23 protein-coding genes are annotated in these 23500 nt (G+C 67.2%); 12 read left to right on the top strand and 11 right to left on the bottom strand.

Translation table 11 applies throughout. The annotated features are described in order from the left end of the window. Positions 1-30 precede the first annotated feature (30 nt). The 4 genes from pdhA to LFT45_RS21735 all read left to right on the top strand — a co-directional run bounded on the left by pdhA (position 31) and on the right by LFT45_RS21735 (position 4570). Entirely contained in the window at positions 31-1275 is a 1245-nt protein-coding gene (pdhA, locus tag LFT45_RS21750) for a pyruvate dehydrogenase (acetyl-transferring) E1 component subunit alpha (RefSeq protein ID WP_236805822.1), read from the top strand. Then, positions 1275-2255 (top strand): alpha-ketoacid dehydrogenase subunit beta, encoded by a 981-nt coding sequence (locus tag LFT45_RS21745; protein ID WP_236805820.1) that lies wholly within the window; start codon positions 1275-1277, stop codon positions 2253-2255. The genes pdhA and LFT45_RS21745 overlap by 1 nt, the downstream gene beginning before the upstream one ends. A gap of 86 nt (positions 2256-2341) precedes the next feature. Continuing rightward, complete coding sequence (locus LFT45_RS21740) at positions 2342-3862, top strand: dihydrolipoamide acetyltransferase family protein (RefSeq protein WP_236805819.1); 1521 nt, start codon at positions 2342-2344, stop codon at positions 3860-3862. Positions 3863-3961: 99 nt separating this feature from the next. Then, positions 3962-4570, top strand: a complete 609-nt coding sequence (locus tag LFT45_RS21735) for a phosphatase PAP2 family protein (protein WP_236805818.1) — start codon at positions 3962-3964, stop codon at positions 4568-4570. 14 nt (positions 4571-4584) lie between these two features. Here LFT45_RS21735 and LFT45_RS21730 read toward each other — a convergent pair whose 3' ends face one another. From LFT45_RS21730 to LFT45_RS21720, 3 genes are all read right to left on the bottom strand, one after another. Continuing rightward, on the bottom strand, positions 4585-4926 hold the full coding sequence (locus tag LFT45_RS21730) for a hypothetical protein (RefSeq protein WP_236805816.1): 342 nt from the start codon (positions 4924-4926) through the stop codon (positions 4585-4587). Positions 4927-5119: 193 nt separating this feature from the next. Continuing rightward, complete coding sequence (locus LFT45_RS21725; protein ID WP_236805815.1) at positions 5120-5551, bottom strand: universal stress protein; 432 nt, start codon at positions 5549-5551, stop codon at positions 5120-5122. Positions 5552-5605: 54 nt separating this feature from the next. Continuing rightward, on the bottom strand, positions 5606-6901 hold the full coding sequence (locus tag LFT45_RS21720; RefSeq protein WP_236805814.1) for an aminotransferase-like domain-containing protein: 1296 nt from the start codon (positions 6899-6901) through the stop codon (positions 5606-5608). A gap of 123 nt (positions 6902-7024) precedes the next feature. On the opposite strand from LFT45_RS21720, the gene LFT45_RS21715 reads away from it, so the two are divergent. Further along, positions 7025-7927, top strand: a complete 903-nt coding sequence (locus LFT45_RS21715) for an isocitrate lyase/PEP mutase family protein (RefSeq protein ID WP_236805810.1) — start codon at positions 7025-7027, stop codon at positions 7925-7927. Here the strand turns inward: LFT45_RS21715 and LFT45_RS21710 are convergent. Then, a complete protein-coding gene (locus LFT45_RS21710) occupies positions 7924-8874 on the bottom strand; it encodes a GerMN domain-containing protein (RefSeq protein ID WP_236805808.1) in 951 nt (316 codons plus the stop codon). The genes LFT45_RS21715 and LFT45_RS21710 overlap by 4 nt on opposite strands. 212 nt (positions 8875-9086) lie before the next feature. Further along, on the bottom strand, positions 9087-9653 hold the full coding sequence (locus tag LFT45_RS21705; protein ID WP_236805806.1) for an NAD(P)H-dependent oxidoreductase: 567 nt from the start codon (positions 9651-9653) through the stop codon (positions 9087-9089). A gap of 123 nt (positions 9654-9776) precedes the next feature. Here LFT45_RS21705 and LFT45_RS21700 point away from each other — a divergent pair, with 123 nt between their 5' ends. Beyond that, a complete protein-coding gene (locus LFT45_RS21700; protein WP_236805805.1) occupies positions 9777-10421 on the top strand; it encodes a TetR/AcrR family transcriptional regulator in 645 nt (214 codons plus the stop codon). Positions 10422-10453: 32 nt separating this feature from the next. After that, positions 10454-11530 carry a Gfo/Idh/MocA family protein gene (locus LFT45_RS21695; RefSeq protein WP_236805804.1) on the top strand — a complete coding sequence of 359 codons (1077 nt, stop codon included), beginning with the start codon at positions 10454-10456 and terminating at the stop codon, positions 11528-11530. A 105-nt stretch (positions 11531-11635) separates the two neighbouring features. Here LFT45_RS21695 and ald read toward each other — a convergent pair whose 3' ends face one another. After that, the gene (gene ald / locus LFT45_RS21690; protein ID WP_102972464.1) at positions 11636-12754 is read right to left on the bottom strand and encodes an alanine dehydrogenase; all 1119 of its coding nucleotides are present in this window, start codon (positions 12752-12754) and stop codon (positions 11636-11638) included. Positions 12755-12988: 234 nt separating this feature from the next. Here ald and LFT45_RS21685 point away from each other — a divergent pair, with 234 nt between their 5' ends. Continuing rightward, positions 12989-14206, top strand: coding sequence for a PucR family transcriptional regulator (locus LFT45_RS21685; RefSeq protein WP_236805803.1), 1218 nt, complete (start codon positions 12989-12991; stop codon positions 14204-14206). Here LFT45_RS21685 and LFT45_RS21680 read toward each other — a convergent pair. From LFT45_RS21680 to LFT45_RS21665, 4 genes are all read right to left on the bottom strand, one after another. Further along, positions 14203-14490, bottom strand: coding sequence for a hypothetical protein (locus LFT45_RS21680; protein ID WP_236805802.1), 288 nt, complete (start codon positions 14488-14490; stop codon positions 14203-14205). The genes LFT45_RS21685 and LFT45_RS21680 overlap by 4 nt on opposite strands. 118 nt (positions 14491-14608) lie before the next feature. Next, positions 14609-15328 (bottom strand): PDC sensor domain-containing protein, encoded by a 720-nt coding sequence (locus tag LFT45_RS21675; protein WP_236805801.1) that lies wholly within the window; start codon positions 15326-15328, stop codon positions 14609-14611. A 1-nt stretch (position 15329) separates the two neighbouring features. Then, complete coding sequence (locus LFT45_RS21670) at positions 15330-16106, bottom strand: FadR/GntR family transcriptional regulator (RefSeq protein WP_236805800.1); 777 nt, start codon at positions 16104-16106, stop codon at positions 15330-15332. Between the two features lie 135 nt (positions 16107-16241). Then, positions 16242-16682, bottom strand: a complete 441-nt coding sequence (locus LFT45_RS21665; protein ID WP_236805798.1) for a helix-turn-helix domain-containing protein — start codon at positions 16680-16682, stop codon at positions 16242-16244. A 48-nt stretch (positions 16683-16730) separates the two neighbouring features. On the opposite strand from LFT45_RS21665, the gene LFT45_RS21660 reads away from it, so the two are divergent. Next, on the top strand, positions 16731-17567 hold the full coding sequence (locus tag LFT45_RS21660; RefSeq protein ID WP_236805797.1) for an alpha/beta fold hydrolase: 837 nt from the start codon (positions 16731-16733) through the stop codon (positions 17565-17567). Positions 17568-17645: 78 nt separating this feature from the next. Here the strand turns inward: LFT45_RS21660 and ptsP are convergent, their stop codons facing one another. Beyond that, positions 17646-19331, bottom strand: coding sequence for a phosphoenolpyruvate--protein phosphotransferase (gene ptsP / locus LFT45_RS21655; RefSeq protein WP_236805796.1), 1686 nt, complete (start codon positions 19329-19331; stop codon positions 17646-17648). Between the two features lie 163 nt (positions 19332-19494). Here ptsP and LFT45_RS21650 point away from each other — a divergent pair, with 163 nt between their 5' ends. Genes LFT45_RS21650 through LFT45_RS21640 form a run of 3 tightly spaced genes read left to right on the top strand, consistent with a single transcriptional unit; the run spans position 19495 to position 23479 of the window. Then, positions 19495-20223 carry a TetR/AcrR family transcriptional regulator gene (locus tag LFT45_RS21650; protein WP_236805794.1) on the top strand — a complete coding sequence of 243 codons (729 nt, stop codon included), beginning with the start codon at positions 19495-19497 and terminating at the stop codon, positions 20221-20223. A gap of 53 nt (positions 20224-20276) precedes the next feature. Next, complete coding sequence (locus tag LFT45_RS21645) at positions 20277-22316, top strand: PTS mannitol transporter subunit IICBA (protein ID WP_236805793.1); 2040 nt, start codon at positions 20277-20279, stop codon at positions 22314-22316. After that, a complete protein-coding gene (locus LFT45_RS21640; protein WP_236805792.1) occupies positions 22316-23479 on the top strand; it encodes a mannitol-1-phosphate 5-dehydrogenase in 1164 nt (387 codons plus the stop codon). Before LFT45_RS21645 ends, LFT45_RS21640 begins: the two co-directional genes overlap by 1 nt. Positions 23480-23500 lie beyond the last annotated feature (21 nt).

Here is a 23500-nt window from a genome sequence, read left to right as displayed (position 1 = left end):
GCATCCGGATGCGGCAGGCAAGGAGACGGTATGGGCGCAACACATCTGCCCTCCACCGAGTTCGATGGCACGGAACTGGACGACCTGCTCGAGGCGCAGGCCGAGGCGGCCCTGGGTGTGCCTTCGAGTGAAATGGTCCAGCTTCTGGGCCCCGATGGCACGCTGGGTACCGACTCAGTGTTCTCGGAGTATGCCGCGCGTCTCGACGCCGAAAAACTCCGGGGTTTCTACGCGGACATGGCGGCCATTCGCCGGTTCGACCAGGAAGCCACGGCATTGCAGCGCCAGGGCCAGTTGGCGCTGTGGGTTCCGCTGACGGGCCAGGAAGCAGCCCAGATCGGGTCCGGGCGTGCCAGCCAGCCGCAGGACTACATCTTCCCCACCTACCGGGAGCACGGCGTCGCCCTGACCCGCAACGTGGACCTGGCCGAACTGCTGAAGCAGTTCCGCGGCGTCTCCAACGGCGGCTGGAACCCCAAGGACACCAACTTCCACCTGTACACGTTGGTGCTGGCTGCGCAGACGCCCCACGCCGTCGGGTACGCCATGGGCATCCAGCGCGACCAGCGCCTGGCAGAGGCTCAAGGAGTGGAGAGCGCCCAGGGCATCGACGGTCCGGCCGGGCCGAAGGCGGCCGTCATGGTCTACTTCGGCGACGGTGCCAGCTCCGAGGGCGACGTCCACGAGTCCATGGTGTTCGCGTCCTCGTACAACGCCCCGGTGGTCTTCTTCTGCCAGAACAACCACTGGGCCATCTCCGTGCCTACCGCTGTGCAGACCCGGATCCCGCTCTCCAACCGCGCCAAGGGCTACGGCTTCCCGGGCATCCGCGTGGACGGCAACGACGTCGTGGCGGTACACGCCGTCACCGAATGGGCGCTCGAGCACGCGCGCCAGGGCAACGGCCCGGTGCTCATTGAGGCCTTCACCTACCGCGTGGGCGCCCACACCACGGCCGATGACCCCACGAAATACCGCGAGTCCTCGGAAGAGGCCCTCTGGCGGGAGAAGGATCCGCTGGACCGGCTGGAGAAGTACCTCCGCGCTGAGGGCATGGCCGACGACGCCTTCTTCGCGCAGGTTGCCGCAGACGGCGACGAACTCGCCGCCTACATCCGCAAGTCCACGTATGAGTCGGACGCACCGGACATCAGGACCGCCTTTGCCAACACCTACGTCGAGGCTCACCCGCTCGTGGCAGAGGAACTGGCGTGGTTCGAAGAGTACAGCGCGGGCTTTGCCGGCGGCGATGAGGGAGAAGGGGCAAGCCGCTGATGACCACCATGACCATTGCCAAGGCCATCAACGAAGGCCTGCGTGCCACGCTGAGCAACAACCCCAAGTCCCTCCTCATGGGCGAGGACATCGGCCCGCTCGGCGGCGTCTACCGCGTCACCGACGGTCTGATCGGTGAATTCGGAGCGGACCGGGTGGTGGACACCCCGCTCGCAGAATCCGGCATCATCGGCACGGCGATCGGCCTGGCGCTGCGCGGCTACCTTCCGGTTGCCGAGATCCAATTCGACGGCTTCGTCTTCCCCGGCTTCAACCAGATCACCACTCAGCTGGCCAAAATGCATTCGCGCAGCAACGGCAACCTCACTGTGCCCGTGGTCATCCGCATCCCCTACGGCGGCGGCATCGGCTCCATCGAGCACCACTCCGAGTCGCCGGAGGCGCTGTTCGCGCACACCCCCGGGCTGCGCATCATCACTCCGTCAAACCCCCACGACGCTTACTGGATGATCCAGCAGGCCGTGAACTGCCAGGACCCGGTGATCTTCTTCGAACCGAAGCGCCGCTACTGGCTCAAGGGCGAGGTCGACAGGGAATCAGCCGGCCCGGCCGAGGATCCGTTCAAGGCCCATGTGGTCCGGGAAGGGACCGACGCCACGGTGGTGGTCTACGGCCCGCTCGTCCCCGTGGCCCTCGCTGCCGCCAACGCCGCGGCGGAGGACGGGCGCAGCATCGAGGTGATCGACCTGCGCTCCATCTCGCCGATCGACTTCGACGCCATCGAGGCCTCCGTCAAGAAGACGGGCCGGCTGGTCGTGGCGCACGAGGCTCCCACCTTCGGCGGCATCGGCGGTGAAATCGCCGCGCGGATCAGCGAACGGGCCTTCCACTCGCTGGAGGCGCCGGTCATCCGGGTGGGCGGCTTCCACATGCCGTACCCCGTGGCCAAGGTCGAAGAGGACTACCTTCCGGACATCGACCGCATCCTTGAGGCGCTGGACCGCGCCTTCGCGTACTGACGCCGTCGCGCACCAGCACCTGCTGACCCTTCGCCTACCGGCTCCGCACCTCCCGGAGCGGCCGAGCATTCGAACCCGAGGATCCCATGACGCTTAACAAGTTCAACCTCCCCGACGTCGGTGAGGGCCTGACCGAGGCAGAAATCGTTTCGTGGAAGGTCAAGCCCGGCGATGAAGTGGCCATCAACGACGTCCTGTGCGAGATCGAGACGGCCAAGTCCCTCGTCGAACTCCCGTCGCCGTTCGCCGGCACCGTCACCGAACTGCTGGTCCCGGAAGGAGAGACGGTGGACGTCGGGACCGCCATCATCAGCGTCTCTGACACCATGCACGGCGACCCCACACCGGCCGACGCGCCGGTGCCCGCCGTCGAGGCCACCGAGCCGGCGCTGATGTACGGAAAGCTGCCAGCCGACGATGAAGCTGCCGACGGCGGCCTGGCCGCCGGTCCGCTGGTGGGTTCAGGCCCCAAGGCTGACGCCGTGAAGCGGCGCCCGCGCAAGACCAGGCCGGCGATCCCGGCAGATGCAGTCCACGGCGCGCCGGAGGTGGAGCCTGTCCAGCCGCGGTCCGCGAAGGATGCGCTCTTGGACGGTCCGCCCAGCGCCGGTCCGGTGGCCGCGCCTGCCGTGACGAGGCGGCCCGAATGGACGCCCGCTCTTGAAACTGACAAGCCAACGCTGGGCGGAGCTATTTCCGGGCTCATGAACAGGGTTCTGGCCAAGCCCCCGGTGCGGAAGATCGCCCGCGACCTCGGCATTGACCTGGCCGACGTCGTGGCCACCGGCGCGCGCGGCGAGGTGACCCGCGAGGACCTGGTCAGCTACCAGGCGCAGCGCGACGCGGAAGTGGACAAGGCGGACAGCTTCTGGGGCACGTCAGGCCGTCCCCAGGAGCAGCGGATCGAACGGGTCCCGGTCAAGGGCGTCCGCAAGGCCACCGCGAAGGCCATGGTGGAATCGGCGTTCTCCGCGCCGCACGTGAGCATCTTCGTGGACGTGGATGCCAGCCGCACCATGGAATTCGTCAAGCGGCTCAAGGCTTCACGCGACTTCGAGGGCATCAAGGTCTCCCCGCTGCTGATCCTCGCGAAGGCTGTCATCTGGGCCGCAGCGCGGAACCCGAGCGTGAACGCCACTTGGGTGGACAACGCGGACGGCAGCGACTCCGCGGAGATCCACGTCAAGCACTTCATGAACCTGGGCATTGCCGCGGCCACGCCCCGGGGGCTCATGGTCCCGAACATCAAGAACGCCCAGGACCTGTCCCTGAAGGAACTGGCGCTGGCCCTCAACGAGCTCGCCACCACCGCGCGTGCCGGCAAGACCCAGCCGGCGCAGATGCAGGGCGGCACGCTGACGGTCACCAACATCGGCGCCCTCGGCATCGACACCGGAACTCCCATCATCAACCCCGGCGAAGTGGCCATCGTGGCGTTTGGCACCATCAAGCAAAAGCCGTGGGTCCTGGACGGCGAGGTCATTCCGCGCTGGATCACCACCCTTGGCGGATCCTTCGACCACCGCGTGGTGGACGGTGACCTTTCAGCGCGCTTCATGGCCGACGTCGCCGCCATCCTGGAAGAGCCGGCACTGCTGCTCGACTGACCGGCACTGCTGCTCGACTGGCGGTCCGCGGAGCGGTACCCTCCGGGAAAGGGGGGACGGACAGTCAGGGACGGGGTTTTCATGGGTGAGGATCGCGGGATGAGCATCCGCGTGAAAAACCGCGTGGCCCGGGTCATTACGGAGGCGCTTCAGCCGCCGATCACCGTGGCTTTGCTGTTGCTCCTTAGCCCGGCCCTGGAACCCGGCTTTCCGGGCACCGTGTGGTTCGGCGCCGTGGCGGTGCTGTTTGTGTGCGTGCTGCCCCTGGCCGCCGTCGTCCTTCTGGTCCGTCTGGGCAAGGTGACGGACCACCACGTCAGCAACCGCGAGCAACGGGCGCCGGTGCTTGCCATGACGGTGGTGTCACTGCTCGCGGGGCTGGCAGTGCTCCTGGCCATTAACGCGCCGTACAGCGTCATTGTGGTGGTGCTGGCCATAGTGGGCGGCGTGGTGGTGCTCGCCGTCATCAGCCTGTTCTGGAAAATCAGCGGCCATGCGGGGGCGATCGCCCTGACCACCGTCATCGCGGTGCTGATCCTGGGCGCCCCGTGGCTTCCGCTGCTGCTGCTGATTCCCGCTGTGGGCTGGTCCCGGGTGGTGCTGCGCGCCCATACAGTGGCGCAGGTTGTTGCGGGCGCCCTGGTGGGCGGCGGCGTCACCGCAGGATTGTGGTGGGTACTCCGAGAGGTGCTGGTGCGGATCGGCTGACGCCGGGCACCGGTCTAGTAGGCGGTGTAGGAGCTGGCCAGCAGCTGGGCCATGGCCGGATCGGCGGACATGCCTGCCATGCTTACCGCGGCGGCCAGCATGACGCCGGATACGGCGGCGATGCCGGCGCTCACGAGCGTGAGGAACTTCCAGTCCTCGCGCAGTACGCTCTTCAGCGTGTCAGGCAGCTGCAGGTCGGGGGAGATGAGGTTCGGGGCGCTGTCCACGGAGCCGTCATCGAGGAGGGCGATCACACGGTCCGCGGAGCGGTCCACGCGCATGGCGCTGATGTGGTTGCCGTGGCGGGCGAGGAGGATGTCGTGGCCGACGAGGTGGCGACGCTGGAGTGTAAGCACAGTGTTCCCCTGAAAGGTAGATTTGGGTTTGTCCGCACCATCGGGGCACCTCCAATTTTATCTTTCAGGCCTCGCCGGATTGCCGGAAAACGTGGTGAGACTGCCCACCAGCCAGGGTGATCCGCGTCAAGTGAGGCTTGCGCTGGGCAGGCCCGCAGTGCGCAGGCCTGCCCGAGTCAGGGCGGCGCCGGGGCTAGTCCGCTCCGTAGGTATTCGCGATGTAGACGTCGCAGGACGCACTGTGGGCCACACTGTTGGCCACGCTGCCCAGCACGCGCCCGAGGCCCTGCATGCGGCGGTTTCCCACCACGATCATCTTCGCCTCAAGGCGGTCCGCCTCCCTGACCAGCGCCTCGGCGGGCTTGCCCCGTGCGGCGGAATAGGTGATCTTGAGTTCGCCTCCCGCCAAGGCGGCCGCCACCTCACGGGCCACCCTTTCAGCTTCACCGGCGTCGGACACGATCCAGCGGTCACTGCCGCTGCCGAAGACCTCGGTCCGGTCGGTATCGAACGCGGACACGACGTGGAGCCGGGCGCCCAGCGCGCCGGCCAAGTCCCGCGCCACCTCCGCTGCCTTGCGCGCGGTACCGCTTCCGTCCACACCCACAACAATGGTTTCCGCCATGGCCTTATCTCCTTTGCTTGTTCCGGATGATCTGATGTCCTAGCCGCCCGCAGCTCAGGCCAGGGCGTCTATGGCTTCCTGCAGCACCGGAGCCAGGCGCCGCACCCCTTCTGCGATGGCTTCCGGCGGAACGGCACTGAAAGCCAGGCGCAGCTTGTTCGACGGTTCGTCGGAGTGCGTGAAGGCTGCGCCGGGAATGAAGACGACGCCGGCATCGATTGCCTTGTGGAGCAGGGGGTACGTGTCCACGCCCTCCGGCAGCGTCACCCAGACGAAGAATCCGCCCTGCGGCCGGGTCCAGCTGAGCCCTTCAGGCATGTGCTTCTCCAGTGCCGCCAGCATCGCGTGGCACCGCTCGGCATACAGCCCGCGGTACGTCTCGATCTGGCCCTTCCAGTCGTAGTCGCGAAGGTAGGCCGAGACCAGCATCTGGTTTAGTGTAGGTGGGCAGAGCGTGACTGCCTCGGAGGCCAGGTAGTAACGGCGCTGCAGGTGGGCCGGAACCAGGGCCCAGCCGATGCGCAATCCCGGGGCAAAGATTTTCGAGAACGATCCCATGTAAATGACGTCGTCAGGGTTGTCTGCGCGCAGCGGGGCCAGCGGCTCGCCGTCGAACCGCAGCAGCCCGTACGGGTTGTCCTCCAGCACCAAAATGTTGGCGCGGCGGCAGATTTCCACGATTTGCTGCCGGCGCTCCTGCGCCAGCGTGATGCCCGACGGGTTGTTGAAGTTGGGGATGGTGTAGAGGAACTTGATGTTTTTCCCGGCGGTCTGGAGCGCCGCGATCCTGGCCTCGAGAAGATCAGGCACCAGGCCGTCGTCGTCCATGGGCACGGCCTCCACCTGGACCTGGTATGCCTCGAACGTGTTGAGCGCCCCAACATAGGTAGGTTCCTCCACAAGGGCCACGTCGCCAGGATCGCAGAACACCTTGGTGGCCACGTCCTGGGCGGATTGCGAGCCGGCGGTGATCACCACGTTCTCGGGCCGCGCGTCCAGGATGCCTTCGGCGGCCATGACTTCGCAGATCTGGGTGCGCAGTTCCTCAGTGCCCTGGCCTCCGCCGTATTGCAGCGCCGTCAGGCCGTCCTCGGCGATGATCCGCGCGGCCGTCTGGGCAAGTTTTTCGAGGGGCAGGGACTGTAGGTAGGGGCTGCCCCCTGCCAGGGAGACCAGGCCTGGCCGCATGGAAATGTCGAAAACATCCCGGACCGCCGACTGCTTGATGTTCGCGGCTCGCTCGGAGAAGAGTTCATCGTGGCGGTGGGCTGATGTCGCGGCCCGCTCGATGGCGTCGATGGCTTCGGCGGGGAGGACGGCTGCGGCGGCGTCGAGTGTCTCGTGGGTCACAGTCCCAGAGTACAGCCATAGGTTGCTGGTTAGGCAACAGCTGTTGACTTATGTTCTGGAACCTTAGGAACCAGGACCGCCGGGCACCTTTACGTCGGGCGGACCAAGGCATGGAATGGAGCCATGACGTCACTCGAGCCCCAGCACGAACGGTCCCAATCCGTAGTGTCCAGATCTGCACTCTCCCAATCCGCCAAGGCTGACGCCTTCCGTCAGATGCACGCGGGCGGTGCTGTTCCGCTGGTGCTCGTGAACGTGTGGGACGCGGCGTCGGCCCGGCTCGTGGAGAAGGCAGGGGCGCAGGCCATTGCCACCTCGAGTTCGGCCATTTCCTGGAGCTTGGGGTACCCCGACGGCAGCCATGTGCCGCCGGGTCTGGCGTTCGACGCGCTCCGCAGGATCACCGCGGCGACGAGTCTCCCGGTCACGGCGGATATCGAGGCAGGGTATGCGGGTGCGGACGGCGCTTTCGACGACGGGCTGCTCCGGCAGACCGTCGCGGCGGTGCTGGAGGCCGGCGCCGTGGGCGTGAACATCGAAGACTCGGGCGGGATACGTCTTACTGACGCCGACGAGCAGGCCCACCGGATCAGTCTGGTCCGCAGCATCGCGGCAGAGTCCGGAGTGAACCTCTTCATCAATGCCCGGACGGACACGTACCTTTCCGGGCAGTTCGGGGACTCGGCGTTCGAGGAAACGCTGGAGCGGGCCGAGCGCTGGCTTGCCGCAGGGGCCGACGGAATCTTCGTTCCCGGCGTGACAGACCTTCACATCCTGCATGAGCTCAGCAGGCGAATTTCGGCACCTGTGAATGCCCTTGCCGGCGTCGGATCGGCGTCGGTGGGCGAACTGCACGACGCCGGCGTGCGGCGGGTCAGTATCGGCGGCAATGCTGCGAAGGCGGCTTACGCAACGGTCTCCCGAGTGGCCGCCGAAATCCTGGGCGACGGCAACTGGTCCGAACTCGCCGGCTCGCCGACCCATGCTGACATGGATGCCCTGTTCTCACGGGACCATGAGGGCTAGCGGAGGCCGAGAACTTCGGCCAGCGGCACGCCGCTGACATAGATTTCCGCCCGGACGGCACCCACGGCCGTGACGGCAGTATGGGTGAGCTGTGCTTCGATCCGCGGAAGATCGCAGACGCCGCCCGGCTGCACTGCACCGGTCAGGTTCACCACCACGGTGGTGCCGTCCAGGTAGCCGGACACGTACTGGAGCGAGGAGGCTGACAGGGCGTTGTACAGGCCGGTCGCAGGCGGCGCGCCCGGGCCGGACAGCAGCCTGCCCATGGCGGCCTGCAGTGGCTCGCTGGTGGATGAGTCGGCCTGGTGGACGGCCACCAGGCTGTCGTTGCAGCCGAAGCGCACGCCGGACCTGCCGCCGTCGTCGAGGGCGACGTAGTAAACCGCAGTGCCGGCGCCGGCTTCACCGGTCCCAGTTCCAGGCGAACCGGGCGCCGTGGAAGCTGTTGGGGTGGAACCGGTTGTGGGGACAGCGGCAGCCGGGCCGGCCGCGGCCCCCGAAGCAGGCGCGGGCTGCTGTCCGGAGCCCGGCAGCTGTGTCTGGGTGTCAGGACCGGCGTCCGGGCCGGCCACGCCGGCGGACGGAACCCCGGCAGGCCCTGATCCGCCAGGGTTAGGGTCTCCGGACGGAGCAGCTGAACCCGCTGAAGGAACGGGTTCGGAAAGTCCGCCAGCTGTTCCCTGACCTGTTGCGCCGGCACCAGGGGCACCCTGGCCCGAGGCTCCACGCCCGGGTTCCACGCTGGATCCGGTGGCGGTGGGCGCCCCGGCTTCCTCTGGCGGGCTCACCGGAGGAGCCGGGCGCGGTTCGGGTGCAACGGCGGGGGAGGGCCCGGCGTCGAAAGCATTTTGTTCGAGCGGGACGCAGGCGCCGAGCCACAAGGGCAACGTCAGGCAGAAGGCGGCAACCGCCGTCGTCAGCGGTCTGACTCCCCAGCTCGACTTCATGACTGCACCGCACTCCCTGCCCCGGCACGTCCCGTACATCAACGTTACGGCGGGGCGGCGGGCCGGGGAACGGTGCCCGGGTGTCAGTTTGGCGGCAGCTCAGTCACGGATTGATTGCAGCCGCCCGGGCCGCCGGTCAGCGGGCCGAGGCCGGGAATCGCGCACGCCCCCGGCCGCTGGAGGGCCGGGGGCGTGTGAGGGAGCGGAGTCGCTTAGGCGGCTGCGCCGGCGGGCTCGACGGCGGACAGGGCGACGAAGAGTTCCTTGATCTGCTCAACGACCTCGGCGTCGTCCTTCGGGTGGGTTTCCGCGAAGCGGACCATGGAGCCGGGGACCGCGAGCTTGGCATCCTCCAGGACGCGGGCGCCGGCGATGCCAACGGCCTTGCGGGCCTCGTCCTGGGCCCAGACGCCGCCGAACTGGCCGAACGCGGTGCCGACGACGGCGGTGGGCTTTCCGGTGAGGGCGCCGGCGCCGTAGGGGCGGGACAGCCAGTCGATGGCGTTCTTCAGCGAAGCGGGCATCGTGCCGTTGTGCTCGGGGGTGACCAGCAGCAGGGCATCAGCCTGGCCGGCTGCCTCGCGCAGGGCGGTGGCGGCGGCCGGGACCTGGCCCTCGACGTCGATGTCCTCGTTGTAGAAGGGGATGTTGCCCAGGCTCTCGTGGATCACGATCTCGAGGCCCTCAGGGGCGTTCAGCTGGATGGCTTCGGCGAGCTTGCGGTTGTGGGAGTCGGCGCGCAGGCTTCCCACCAGGGCGAGTACGGTGCTCTTGGACATGTGAACTCCTTAGGTCTTGCCCGGAACGCTCCGGGGCGAATGGTTCTTGGAGGCGTTTTGTGCCTTCATCCAGACTAAACGGACTGCGGTCCGGATATTATTCCCGGGTCTAGAATGCTTGGTGTGAGCCTCATCCCAATCCGATCCGGGTCCGCTCCCGGATCGTCGTCCGGCGCCGCGTCCACGTCCGGGGCCGGAGCGGAACGCAGCGATGCTGCCCGGAACCGGGAGCTGCTCCTGTGCGCTGCCCGGCAGCTCGTGGAGGAATGCGGCGCCGATGGCGTGACCATGGACAAACTGGCGGAGCGCGCGGGCGTGGGCAAGGGAACCGTGTTCCGCCGATTCGGCAGCCGGGCCGGCCTGATGATGACCCTGCTCAGCGACGCCGAGGCCGAGTTCCAGGGCCGCTTTATGTTCGGGCCGCCGCCGCTTGGTCCCGGGGCGCCGGCGCTGGAACGGCTGATCGCCTTCGGCGCCGAACGCATCCGGTATGTCATGGAATACGGTGAGCTCGCGCGGGCCGCCGAAGCGTCGCTGCACAACAGGTTCGAGGCCCCCGCCGCGGTGCTGTGGCACCGCCACATCGAGCATCTGCTGCGCTCGGCGGGCTTCGACGCGGACCCGTGGCTCATGGCCATGTCCCTCAGCGCAACCCTCGAACCCGAACGGCTGCTGCACGCCGTCCGCGAGCAGCACCTTTCGCCGGAGCGGCTGGAGGAGTCCTGGCGTGAGCTGGTCACCCGCGTCGTCGGAGGTGCCGGCGGCTGAAGCTGGACCGGCCCAGGGAGTAGCGTGGCACCATGAGCACCGATTCCCCCATCCCCTCCGCTCCCATCCGCACTGCCGTGGTGGGCTTTGGCCTGTCCGGCCGGGTCTTCCATGCGCCGCTGGTCGCGGCGGACCCCGGCTACTCGCTGGATATCATCGCCACCTCTGACCCGGGCCGGCAGGCAGCCGCCGTCGAGCAATACCCCGACGTCAGAACGGTGCCCGACGGCGATGCTGTCCTTGCGGTGGCCGCTGACCTTGACCTTGTGGTGCTGGGGACTCCGCCGGCCACCCACTATCCGCTGGCGAAGGCCGCGCTCGAGGCCGGGCTCGACGTCGTCGTTGACAAGCCGTTCGCCGTTACGAGCGATCAGGGGCAGGAGCTGATTGCGCTCGCTGAGCGGCTGGGGCGGGTGCTGACGGTGTTCCAAAACCGCCGCTGGGACGGGGACTACCTAACGGTCAAAGCCCTGCTGGAGCGAGGTGTGCTGGGGGAGGTCACGCGGTTTGAATCACGGTTTGAACGGTGGTCGCCCGAGGTTGCCAAGGCCTGGAAAGCGGAGGCCACCGCGGCGGACGGCGGCGGTGTCCTGTTCGACCTCGGCACCCACCTCCTGGACCAGGCGCTGCAGCTCTTCGGCCCGGGCGAGGTGGTCCATGCCGAGCTCCAGGCCCGCCGCCCCGGCGAAAAGACCGATGATGACTGCTTCGTGATCGTGCGGCATGAGAGCGGCGTGCTCAGCCACCACTGGATGAACATGCTCTGCGCGCAGCAGGGCCCGCGCTACCGTGTCCTCGGCACCGATGGCGGCTACACCAAGCACGGCGTGGACCCGCAGGAGCCGTACATCGTCGCCGGCGGGAGCCCGCTGGATGCGGAGTACGGCGTGGAGGCCGCCGAATGGGCCGGACAGCTGGGGCGCGACGGGCACCTGGACCGGCTGCCGACCGAGCGCGGGAACTACCCGGAGTTCTACCGCCTCCTCGCTGCCAAGATCTCCGCCGGCGGCACCGCCTCGTCATTGCCGGTGCCGGTAGACCCAGCCGGCCCCGTTGAGGTCCTCAAATTAATAGAAAAAGCACGTGAGCTGGCGAGGGTGCAGGCTTAACGCAGGCAACGCTGGACGACAGGCATCCGGAAGCGTGCGTCAAAGCGACGAAGGAGCAGCACGCGGCGGATGTCTGTCGTCCAGCGCAGCAGGACGAACAAAGACTTACGCGGAGACCAGCTCGTGCCAGTCCGCAACGAGGGGCAGGTTGTGTGCCTCGGAGACGGAGTGGTGCGCAACGTGGCCTGCGGCGATGTTCAGGCCGGCCGCGAGTGCGGGATCCTTCTCGAAGGCTGCCTTGACGCCGAGGTTTGCCAGGGCCACGCCGTAGCGGAGCGTGACGTTGGTCAGCGCGTAGGTGGAGGTGTTCGGGACGGCACCGGGCATGTTGGCCACGCAGTAGAAGATCGTGTTGTGGACCTTGTACGTGGGTTCCTGGTGCGTCGTGGGGTGCGTGTCCTCGAAGCAGCCGCCCTGGTCTACGGCGATGTCCACGAGCACCGAGCCGGGCTTCATGCGCGCCACGAGTTCGTTGGTCACCAGCTTGGGGGCCTTCGCGCCGGGAATGAGCACGGAGCCGATCACGAGGTCGGCGTCCACCACGGACTTCTCGATCTCGTACTTGTTGGACGCCACGGTCTTGAGCCGGCCCTGGTACTGGGCGTCGAGTTCGCGCAGCCGGTTGATGTTGATGTCCAGGATGGTGACGTCGGCGCCGAGGCCCAGGGCCATGGCGGCAGCGTTGGTGCCTGCGACGCCAGCGCCCAGGACCACGACCTTGGCCGGGCGGACGCCCGGGACGCCGCCGAGCAGCACGCCCTTCCCGCCCGCGGGCGCCATCAGGGAGGTCGCGCCCACCTGGACGGAGAGCCGGCCGGCCACCTCGGACATGGGCGCGAGCAGGGGCAGCGTGCGGCCTTCCTGGACGGTCTCGTACGCGATGGCGGTGACGCCGGCGTTGATGAGCTCCTGGGTCAGCTCGGGCTCGGCGGCCAAATGCAGGTAGGTGAAGAGGATCAGGCCCTTGCGGAAGCGGTGGTACTCGGCCTTGATGGGCTCCTTGACCTTCATCACCATGTCCGCGCGGGACCAGACCTCGTCGGCATCGGCGACGATTTCCGCGCCAGCAATGGCGTACTCCTCATCGGTGATGCCGGAACCCAGGCCCGCACCGCGCTCCACCAGGACCGTGTGGCCGTGGGTGCGGAATTCGTGAACGCCGGCAGCCGTGATGGCGACGCGGAATTCGTTGTTCTTGATCTCTTTGGGGACACCGATGATCATTTTTTGGGCTCCAGATTCGATGGCTGCAAGGCCGGAATGTGTGGGGAATGTTGTGATTCCAGAATAGATCCGGCTGTGAGGCGCACTACAGGAATTGGCTGCCCCGCCCGTAGCCGGACCGCGTGATTCCGCGGTTTTCGAAGTCCGGTGTTCGACTAATGTCGACCGGTGGGGCGTCAGGTGTCGCCTGATGTCCGTTGGCCCGAGGCCCCCTCCGGGACGTAGTCTTTCACCATGCAGCAGGATGTGGAGCAGCTCGTGGAGCGGGTAGCCCTGAAACTTGGCCGCGGGCTTTCCCTGGAAGACCTGGACGGTTTGCTGCTCGCCTACAGCTCCAACCAGTCGCACGCGGACCGGGTCCGGGTTAACTTCCTGCTCAGCAAGCGCGTGCCGCTGGACGTCAAAAACTGGCAGCTCTCGCACGGCATCGCCACCGCGGTGCGGCCGGTGGTGGTGCCCGCCAACGAGGACCTGGGAATGCTGGGGCGCGTCTGCGTCCCGCTGCTGGTCCGGGGATTCCGCGTGGGTTACCTGTGGGTGCAGCAGGATCTGGAGGAGCAAAGTGCGACGGCGATCCTCGCCGAACTGCCCGGCGTCCGGGACGAGCTGGACCTGCTGTCCGGAATGCTGCTCGACTCCAACACCGCCGAATCAGAATTCCGGCGCAGCCGCGAACGGGAGTTCCTGGCAGCCTGCGCCGGGGAAGCGAATGCGGTTGCTGCCGTGGCGGGCTGGAAGGAAGTCCAGGACCGCGGGCCGTGGCAGCTGGTGACGGTCCTCGACGCCGACGGCTGGATGGCCGGGCCAGACCCGATCGCCTCGGCGCTGATTCACCGCGCAGCCGCGTTGCAGGCCACCATCGGCGTGGACGCTGCCCTGTTCAGCGCCGGTGCCGAGACACATTCGGTGGTCCTTTTCCGGGAGTCCACGGGGCGCGCGAGCCACGCTCAGGTCCTGGTGCACTATCAGCTGGAGCTCGCCAAGCGTTCCGGCAGGTCCGTGGAGCGGATCATCCTGGGAACCAGTGAGGGATTCGGCCGTGTCAAGGACCTGGCCGAGGCTTACCGGCAGTCGAAGGTTGCCGCCCTGGCGGCCGCGGTTGATCCACGACTCGGCGAGCTGGTGGATTGCCGGGCCTCGGGCGTCTACCAGCTCCTGGCCTCGGCCGGCGGCGGGGCCGGGGTCTGGAGCGATGCAAGTTCGGTGAACTTCCGGGCTCTGGAGGACCACGACCGGAACGGCGAGCTCCTGCCGGTGCTGGAACTGCTCTACGACAATGACGGTTCTGTCCAGGATGTCGCCGAGAAGCTGCACCTGCACCGCAGCAGCATCTACAACCGGCTGGGCCGCATCCGTCAGCTGCTGGGCGTGGACCCGCTCAAGGGGATGGTGCGGCTGGAGCTGCACGCCGCCCTGAAGGCGCGGCGCTGGGCTTCAAGGCCAAGGATCTAGGCGGCGTTGCCCTCGCCGCTGGGCAGCTGCTCGGCAGGACATTCTGAAGTCCGCTCTGCGGTCCGTTCCAGCGGAACGCCGTCGGGCAGATGCTGCGGAAGCCCCTGAAGCGGGGTGCGGAACTTTGCGAGGCGGCTCTGGACGAACAGCGATACAGCCACGTAGACCACGCAGCTGGAAGTAAAAACGGCGGTATTGTTCAGGCCCATGATGGTTCCCAAGGCAGCCGCCACACCCATGGCGACGATGCCCGCCACGATGTGCAACCCCCTGAATCTCACCACGAATAAAGAGTAACCCCGCGGGCCAGCCGGAAACCCTGGATAGGGAGGATCGTTGCTTGATCCTTATCACCCCGTCATTTTGCTTGCAGGCCGGGACATCTACAGTCCGCGAAGGAGCCTAATCCCGGAGGGTGATCAGCTTCCAGGGCAGCCGCGCGGGGTTGGCCGGCGAAACGTCCACCGAGATGTCAGCCCGCGCCATGTCCTCTTCCAGGAACAGAGTTCCCGTGGCGATGCGTGCGTTGTTGGACGCGATGACCCGGCCGTTGGGGCCCACGAGGACCACCACGGGCTCGCGGAGCTGAAGGGCCCGCAGGAAGATACCCTCAAGGTTCGCCAGGGTCAGGTCGCACCCCAGGATCTGAATCCCCTGGGCGGTGGGCGCCGGAACGCAGAGGGTGATGATGTTGACGTTGATGCCGCCGAAATCGACGTAGGGTCCAACCGCCACGGGCTGCCCGCTGGCGGACGGGATGGTGAACCAGTCGCGGGTTGTGTAGTCGTAGTAGTTCAGCGAGTCCGGGTTGAGGTCATGGGTGACAAAACGGGGTTCGCCCGTCCGCTGCGTCCGCCACCATTCCAGCCAGTGCGTTGCTTCCCGGAGACTTCCCGGGGCGTAGGCGATGCCGGCTCCGACGATGATGTCCGAGTGCAGCTTGATGAAATTGGCGAGTTCCTGCTTCAGGAACAGGAATTCGCTGCGGCGCGCTACGCCTGACACGGCTGCTGCCGCCGCCGTAACGGTGCTTGCAATCTTCTCCAGATCAACGAAAACGCGGCTAATGCTCGAGGAGAGCGCGGCGGCCGTCCGCTCAAGGGCTTCTTCTACGGTCTCCACGTCACGCACCTTCTTCGGGCCGCATCGTCAATCTGAGATGCTGCTCTATCAAGTATTCGGTCTCGTTGCGGCTGTGCCGTTCTGCCGCGCTGGCGGCAGCGTCAGCGTCCCGGGCCCTGATGGCATCAACGATTGCGGCGTGTTCTTCCACGGACTTGCCGTCACTGCCGGCCTGGCCGGAGCGCCCCCACCACAGGGTCATCAGCTCGGCTTCAAGCTGAAGGGCGGCCGAGGTCAGCCTGCTGGACTGTGCGGCGATGCTGACGGCAACATGGAACCGGCTGTCCATGCGGCGCCGCGCCCGGTCATCGGCCGAGTCCCGGTGGCGCCTCGCCAGATCCTCAAGGTGCTCCACGTTCTTGGGATCCGCCCGCCCGGCCGCAAGCCGGGCCGACATTGAAGCGATGGCCGCACCGAGGTCGCCAAGGTCCCTGAGCGCCTCTGTGCTCGTTTCGCGAAGCTTGTCCTGCAGCTGGGAATTCGTGAATTCGATCTGCCGGCGAATCACACTGCCGCCGCTGCGTCCACGGCTGGTTTCGATCAACCCCTTGGTCCGCAGGGCGGCCAGGGACTGCCGCAGGGTGATCGGGGAGATGCCGAGTTCACCGGCGAGCACGGACTCCGTGGGCAGCCTGTCGCCTTCGGTGAGGATGCCCATCAGAATGGCCGTCTCGATCTGGTAGGAGACCTGGTCCGCGCGGCCCAGCCCCTCCGGTTCACTTCCCCGCAGGAGCAGCAGCAAGTCAAGCGCGGAGGTGGAAATTGCCGCACTTTCCATTCCCAGGCCTCCTGCAGTCCGTGGTTCCGATGTCACCGGTGCCCATGCCCGAGCCTTCGGGCGCCGGCGCTTTTCCGATTACCTTCAATCTTTGCACGTTAAACGTCTCCAGCCACCGCCAAACCGCGCGAGACGCTACTGTGCGCTCCCGCCGTTGGAAGTCCCGGCGTCGGAGGCTTCACCGGCCGCGGCGGCCGTTGCCGCCTGCTTCTTCTTTTTCTGCCCTTCCAGCCATGCCATGATGGCGGCCAGCCGGATGCGGCGGTGTGTGCCGCGGTATTCCACGGGGATCTCGCCCCGGTCCGTCATGTTGCGCAGGTAGGTGTGGGAGATGCCGGCCAGTTCTGCCGCCTTTGAGGTGGTGAGCATTTCCTCCACGCTACTGACGGTCACCGCTTCGCCGCGGCTGAACCGTGCCAGGAGGTCGACGACGGCGTCCCTCGCCTGAGGCGGGAGGCGGTGGACAGTACCGTCCACGAAGACGGTGATGTCAGTGCCGCCGTCGAGCGCGCGCTGCAGCGCCAGCGCATCGTCGGCAGGAAGGGCGGGCGCCACCCGGGGAGCAATCAGAGCCATGGCAGAAGCCTAACCGTTGCGGAACGGTGAGTTGGATATGCTCGGCGGATGAGACTGAGCGGCGGGAAAGCAGTGACGGCGAACGGCCTGACGGGGCGCCTGTACACCTCGAACGAGGCGTCGGCCGCGGGGCAGCCGGCCTATGTGCTGCTCCACGGCATCGGCGTTTCGCACCGTTACCTCGCCCGGCTGCACGTCGAACTGGCCCGGGGCCCGAAAGAACAGAACCTGCAGGCGGAGGGCGCCGAACGCGTCGCTGCCGTCTACTCCTTCGACCTGCCGGGCTTCGGCGGCACGCCGCGTCCGGGGCGGCAGGTCACGGTGGGTGAGTACGCGGCTTTCGTCGCGGCGGTCCTGGCGGAGCATGGCGTGGAGTCCTGCATTGTGGTGGGCCATTCCATGGGGGTCCAGTTCGCAGTGGAACTGGCGCTCCAGGCGCCCGGGCTGGTGACCCGGACAGTGCTCATGGGTCCGGTGGTGGACTCTGCGCGGCGGAGCGCGGCGTGGCACGCGCTCGCACTGACACGGGATTCGCTTTTCAGCGAGCCGCCGCTGACCAACGCCGTGGTGTTTACCGACTACTTCCGGACCGGGTTTCGGTGGTATCTGACAGAACTGCCCGTGATGATGGAGTACCCGCTCGACTCCCGGATCCGGGGCGTGGCCCAGCCGGTGCTCGTCCTCCGTGGCGGAAGGGATCCGATCGCCCGCAGGCCGTGGTGCGAACTCCTCGCCGCGCAGGCGCCGGACGGTGCGTTTGCCGAGGTGCCCGGGCGCGGGCACGTCGTTCAGGACACCGCAACCGAAGATGTTGCCCGGACCATCCGGCGCTGGGCCGGCGCCGCGGCCGAGGGCACAGCGGCAGCCGAAGGCTCCACGGCCTGACCCCCATTCTGACGGCGTGAACGCCAAGGAAGGCAGGCGCCCGGATTTCCGAGCGCCTGCCTTCCCCGAGCAGCTGAACTACAGTCCGAGTTCTTCCAGGATGGGCAGCTTTTCCCGGACCCAGGCGCGGGCTTCCACGGCGCTCGGCGCGGACAGGGCCAGCTTGGCCAGCTCCTGGGCCTCCGCCAAGGTGACGGTCTTCAGCACGGCGGCCACCGCCGCGAGCGAGCGGGCCGTCATGGACAGGGTGGTCACGCCCAGGCCGGTCAGCACGACGGCGAGGGCCGGGTCCGCGGCGGCCTCGCCGCAGACGCCCACCGGCTTGTTGTGTCCTTCTGCCCGTGAACCCTCAACGGTCAGGCCCACGAGGCGCAATACGGCAGGCTGCCACGGCGTGTTCAGCCCGGCGAGCGGGCCCAGCTGGCGGTCGGCGGCCATGGCGTACTGGGTGAGGTCGTTGGTTCCCAGGCTGGCAAAGGCCACTTCGCGCAGGATGGTGTCGGCGGTGAGGGCGGCGGACGGAACCTCCACCATCACGCCCGGCGTCTTAATGCCGGCTTCGGCGCACATCGTGGCGAAACGGGCGGCTTCCTCCGCCGTCGAAATCATCGGAGCCATGACCCAGACGTCAGCCTCCGACTCCTTTTCGGCCTGCGCGATTGCCTCCAGCTGCCGATCCAGGACCCCCGGAGTGGTGAAATCGGTGCGGTAGCCGCGCACGCCCAGGGCCGGGTTGGGTTCGGTGGAGTCGGTGAGGAAGGGGAGTGGCTTGTCTGCGCCGGCGTCCAGGGTGCGGAGCACCACCTTCTTGCCCGGGAAGGCATCGAACACGCCCTTGTATGCCGCGGCCTGTTCCTCAACGGTGGGCTCGGTGTCACGTTCGAGGAAGCAGAACTCCGTGCGGAACAGGCCAACGCCCTGGGCGCCGAGCTTGGCCGCGGCCTGGGCGTCCTTGGCCCCGCCCACGTTGGCGAGGAGGGGCACGAGGTGGCCGTCCGCCGTCGAACCCGTACCGCTGAACTCGGCAAGGAGGGAGGCCGTGGCGGCCCAAGCCTCGGCCGCTGCGCGCAGCGAATCGTCCGGGCTGGCCGTGATGGAACCGGCGGCGCCGTCAACGTAAACCTCGGTGCCGTCCGGAAGCTCGTCCACGCCGACGGCGGCCACAACCGCCGGCAGGCCGAGTGAGCGGGCGATGATCGCGGTGTGGGACTGCGGACCGCCGCCGGCGGTGACCAGGGCGAGGACCTTGTTGGGATCGAGGGTGGCGGTGTCGGCAGGGGCCAGGTCCTCGGCCACCAGGATGAACGGTTCGTTCGACGACGGGATGCCCGGTGCGGATACGCCACGGAGTTCGGCCACGATGCGGGCGCGGACATCCAGGACGTCGGTGGCGCGCTCGGCCATGTAGCCGCCGAGGTTGTGCAGCATTTCGGAAACCGAGGAGCCCGATTCCCAGATGGCCCGCTGCGGCGAGGTGCCGCGGGCGATCAGCTTAGCTGCGCCCTTGATCAGCATGGTGTCCTTGGCCATCAGGGCCGTGGCTTCCAGGACCGCCTTGCCATCACCGGTGGCGTGGTCCGCGCGGGCCTTCAGCTCATCATGGACGGCACCCGCTGCGGCCTTCAGTGCTGCCGTCGCCTCCTCGGGGGTAGTCCCGGCAGCCAGCTGTTCGCCGGCCGGAGGTTCGCTGATGGGCTTGGGCATCTGGCGGATCGTGCCGATGATGCGTCCGGGGCTGACGCCTACTCCTGGGAAGTTCTGCACTGAAGGTCCTCGTTCTCTGCCGGTAGCCAGGCCCGCCGGTATCTGCCCGGGCGGGAGCCCGGAAGCTCGGAACGGCTACGTCCGATGCTGCGTTGCGGTGCCTGAAAAAAATTGTATGTGATTCAGTTCATATAGCGTTGCTATAGGTGCTAGGGTAGCGGTTATGAGTTTCGATGGCCAGCTTCCGCCCAAAATGAGGCTGTTGCGTGCGGCAGCCGAATTGCTGGCCAACTCCGCGGGAGCCGCTGTCTCCACCCGCCAGATCACGCAGCTGGCGGGTGTCACGGCGCCCACCCTCTATCACCACTTCGGTGACAAGGAGGGCCTGTTTGACGCAGTTGTCGCCGCGGGTTTCGAAGAGTACGTGGCGGGCGAGAGGGATTTCGCCCCGTCCGGACAGCCGCTGGTGGATATCCGGCGGATGTGGGACAACCACGTGCAGTTCGGGCTCAAGCAGCCCGAACTTTATCTGGTCATGTTCGGTAACATCCGCCCCGAGAGCCGCCCCGCCATCGTTGCCGATGCGGAGGGACTCCTGGAGGAAATGCTGAACAAGGCTGCTGCGGCCGGCCAGCTGAACGTCCAGCCACGGGAGGCGGCCAGGAGCATCCTGGCAGCCAACGTGGGCGTGACACTCATGCTGATCGCAGAACCGGCCGCCGAGCGGAACCTGGAGCTGTCCACCATGACCCGGGACGCCATGATCTTTGCGGTGTCCAGGGACCAGGGGCGGGATGCGGGACCGGAGGACTCCGGAAAGTCATCAGTGGTGGTGGCTGCCATCGCGCTGAACGCGGCGCTGCAGGCATCCCACTCGGACCAGCTCACCAGTTCGGAACTCAAGCTTTTTCTCGAATGGCTCCACCGGATCTCCACCAGTTCCACCAGCTAGACGAAACTATCGGACCATCCTGCGGTGCCGCAGGGACCACGTTAGGAAATCACATGGCAACAGAGACAGTTGCAAAACCCAAAACCAGTGCGCGGGTGCACGTCCAGAGGTTCGGGACGTTCCTTTCCGGCATGATCATGCCCAACATCGGTGCGTTCATCGCCTGGGGCATCATCACGGCACTGTTCATCGAAAAGGGATGGATCCCGGTACCGCAGCTCGGCGGATTCGGCACGAACGCCGAAGGAGTTCCGAACACGGGCCTTGTGGGTCCCATGATCACCTACCTGCTGCCTCTCCTGATCGCCTACACCGGCGGCAAGATGGTCTATGACGTCCGTGGCGGCGTCGTTGGTGCCATCGGCACCATGGGCGTGATCGTCGGTGCCGGCATCCCGATGTTCATCGGCGCCATGATTATGGGCCCCCTCGGCGGCTGGACCATGAAGAAGATCGACGCCATTTGGGACGGCAAGATCCGTCCCGGCTTCGAGATGCTGGTGAACAACTTCTCCGCCGGCATCTGGGGCGCCCTGCTCGCCATGCTCGGCTTCTACGGCATCTCCCCGCTGGTCCAGGCGTTCAGCACCGCCGCCGGCAACGTGGTCCAGTTCCTCGTGAACAACGGCCTGCTGCCCCTGACCAGCATCTTCATCGAACCGGCCAAGGTTCTCTTCCTCAACAACGCCATCAACCACGGAGTACTGACCCCGCTGGGCATCCAGCAGTCGCTGGACCAGGGCAAGTCCATCCTGTTCCTGCTGGAGGCGAACCCCGGCCCCGGCCTGGGCATCCTGCTCGCCTACATGTTCTTCGGCCGTGGCGCCGCCAAGGCCTCTGCTCCCGGCGCGGCCCTCATCCACTTCTTCGGCGGCATCCACGAGATCTACTTCCCGTACGTCCTCATGCGCCCGCTGCTGATCCTGGCGGCGATTGCCGGCGGCATGACCGGCATCGCCACGCTGGCGGTCACCAACTCCGGCCTCGTGGCCCCGGCGGCCCCGGGCTCCATTATCGCCGTCATCGCCCAGACGTCCCGCGACAGCTACCTCGGCGTGATCCTCTCCGTGCTCCTTGCCGCCACGGTTTCCTTCCTCGTGGCCTCGCTGATCCTGCGCACAACCCGCCACAGCGACGAAGCTGACCTCGGAGATGCCACCGCGAAGATGGAAGCCATGAAGGGCAAGAAGAGCTCGGTTTCCTCCGTGCTCACCGGCGCGGGCGCCGGTGGCGGCGTGGGCGTTCTGACCGGTCCGATCAGCAACATCGTGTTCGCGTGCGACGCCGGAATGGGCTCCAGCGCCATGGGCGCCTCCGTGCTGCGCAACAAGATCAAGGCGGCCGGGTTCCCGGACGTCAAGGTCACCAATGCGTCCATCGCCAACCTCAGGGACACCTACGACGTGGTGGTCACGCACCAGGACCTCACGGAACGGGCCAAGCCGGCCACGGCCAGCGCAGTCCATGTTTCCGTGGACAACTTCATGAACAGCCCGCGCTATGACGAGATCGTGGAAATGGTCCAGCGCAGCAATGCGGAAGGGGCGGAGGCTCCGGGCGAAGCCGGTACCAGTGCCGGAGCGAGCGCATCGGCGGCCGCCGGTGCAGCGGCCGGAACCGGCGCCGCAACTGACGCTTCCCCCGAAACTGTCGCGGCGCCGTCGGACATCCTGGTACCGGAGAGCGTGGTCCTGACCGGCTCAGCCTCCACCCGGGACGCCGCGATCGACGAGGCAGGCCAGCTGCTCCTGGCGCGCGGCGCCGTGGATGAGGACTACATCCGCGCGATGCACGAGCGCGAGGAGTCAGTCTCCACGTACATGGGTAGCTTTCTCGCCATTCCGCACGGCACCAACGCCGCCAAGGACCACATCCGGAAGTCGGCTGTCTCGGTGATCCGCTATCCCGAGGGCATCGACTGGAACGGCAAGCAGGTCAAGTTCGTGGTGGGCGTGGCCGGTGTCAACAACGAGCACCTGCACATCCTGTCCTCGATCGCCAAGGTCTTCACGAACAAGGCGCAGGTGGCGCAGCTTGAGGCGGCGACATCCGTGGACGAAGTCCTGGAACTGTTTGGAAAGGTCAACGCATAGTGAAGGCTGTACATTTTGGGGCCGGCAACATCGGCCGGGGGTTTGTTGGCCTGCTGCTGCACGAAGCCGGGTATGAGGTGGTGTTCGCTGACGTTGCGGATGCCCTGATCTCCCAGCTCGCCGGGACGGACAGCTACAGCGTGCACGAGGTGGGGGAGAACCCCGCCGTGCGCACGGTGGACAATTTCCGGGCGGTGAACTCCGGCACCCAGGAGGCGCAGCTCATCGAGGAAATCGCGACGGCGGACATCGTCACCACGGCTGTGGGGCCGCACATCCTGAAGTTCGTGGCCCCCGCGATCGCCAAGGGAATCGCCGCCCGGGCCGCTGGGCTGCCGCCGCTGCAGGTGATGGCGTGTGAGAACGCCATCAACGCCACGGACCTTTTGCGCGAGTCGATCGTCTCGTCCTGGGACGAGGCCGCCGGATCCCTGGCGGACTCGGCGGTGTTCGCCAACACGGCCGTGGACCGGATCGTGCCCAACCAGGAACCCGGGCAGGGCCTGGACGTCACGGTGGAGACGTTCTACGAATGGGTCATCGACCGCACGCCGTTCGGGGGTGCCGCCCCTGTGATTCCGGGTGCCACCTTCGTGGACGAGCTCGGGCCCTACATCGAGCGCAAGCTGTTCACGGTGAACACGGGCCACGCCTCCGCGGCCTACTTCGGGTTTGAAGCCGGGCTGGAAAAGATTTCCGACGCCATGGCGGACGAGGACGTTGCTGCGGACGTGCGCGCCGTGCTGGACGAAACCAAGCAGCTGCTCGTGTCCAAGCACGGCTTCAGCTACGACGAGCAGGAAGCCTACGTCCAGAAGATCCTGGGCCGCTTTACCAACCCGCACCTGCCGGACACCGTGAACCGCGTGGGGCGCGCGCCGCTGCGGAAGCTCAGCCGGCACGAGCGGTTCATCGGTCCGGCGGCGGAACTGGCCGAACGCGGGATCGTCCCGGAGGCCCTGCTCGGGGCCATCGCTGCTGCCCTGCGCTTCAACGACCCCGCCGACACCGAGGCCGTTGAGCTCGGGCAGATCCTGGCCTCGTCCGAACCGGCCGCGGCCACGGAGCGCATCACCGGACTGGCGCAGGACCACCCGCTCTTCGCGGCGGTCTGCGGCCTCGTCGAGGAACGCAAGGCAGAGGACGTCGCCGCCCCGGCCTAGCCTGGCCCGCAGGCTCTGTCT

This window comes from Arthrobacter sp. FW305-BF8, assembly GCF_021789315.1.
GTDB lineage: Bacteria > Actinomycetota > Actinomycetes > Actinomycetales > Micrococcaceae > Arthrobacter.
Note: the sequence above shows the minus strand (reverse complement) of the source record. Positions and strands in the feature narration are given on the sequence as shown.

Coding starts and splice junctions, on each gene's coding strand:
- pdhA (WP_236805822.1), top strand. CDS start 31: ATGGGCGCAACACATCTGCCCTCCACCGAGTTCGATGGCACGGAACTG.
- LFT45_RS21745 (WP_236805820.1), top strand. CDS start 1,275: ATGACCACCATGACCATTGCCAAGGCCATCAACGAAGGCCTGCGTGCC.
- LFT45_RS21740 (WP_236805819.1), top strand. CDS start 2,342: ATGACGCTTAACAAGTTCAACCTCCCCGACGTCGGTGAGGGCCTGACC.
- LFT45_RS21735 (WP_236805818.1), top strand. CDS start 3,962: ATGAGCATCCGCGTGAAAAACCGCGTGGCCCGGGTCATTACGGAGGCG.
- LFT45_RS21725 (WP_236805815.1), bottom strand. CDS start 5,551: ATGGCGGAAACCATTGTTGTGGGTGTGGACGGAAGCGGTACCGCGCGC.
- LFT45_RS21715 (WP_236805810.1), top strand. CDS start 7,025: ATGACGTCACTCGAGCCCCAGCACGAACGGTCCCAATCCGTAGTGTCC.
- LFT45_RS21710 (WP_236805808.1), bottom strand. CDS start 8,874: ATGAAGTCGAGCTGGGGAGTCAGACCGCTGACGACGGCGGTTGCCGCC.
- LFT45_RS21705 (WP_236805806.1), bottom strand. CDS start 9,653: ATGTCCAAGAGCACCGTACTCGCCCTGGTGGGAAGCCTGCGCGCCGAC.
- LFT45_RS21695 (WP_236805804.1), top strand. CDS start 10,454: ATGAGCACCGATTCCCCCATCCCCTCCGCTCCCATCCGCACTGCCGTG.
- ald (WP_102972464.1), bottom strand. CDS start 12,754: ATGATCATCGGTGTCCCCAAAGAGATCAAGAACAACGAATTCCGCGTC.
- LFT45_RS21685 (WP_236805803.1), top strand. CDS start 12,989: ATGCAGCAGGATGTGGAGCAGCTCGTGGAGCGGGTAGCCCTGAAACTT.
- LFT45_RS21670 (WP_236805800.1), bottom strand. CDS start 16,106: ATGGAAAGTGCGGCAATTTCCACCTCCGCGCTTGACTTGCTGCTGCTC.
- LFT45_RS21665 (WP_236805798.1), bottom strand. CDS start 16,682: ATGGCTCTGATTGCTCCCCGGGTGGCGCCCGCCCTTCCTGCCGACGAT.
- LFT45_RS21660 (WP_236805797.1), top strand. CDS start 16,731: ATGAGACTGAGCGGCGGGAAAGCAGTGACGGCGAACGGCCTGACGGGG.
- LFT45_RS21650 (WP_236805794.1), top strand. CDS start 19,495: ATGAGTTTCGATGGCCAGCTTCCGCCCAAAATGAGGCTGTTGCGTGCG.
- LFT45_RS21645 (WP_236805793.1), top strand. CDS start 20,277: ATGGCAACAGAGACAGTTGCAAAACCCAAAACCAGTGCGCGGGTGCAC.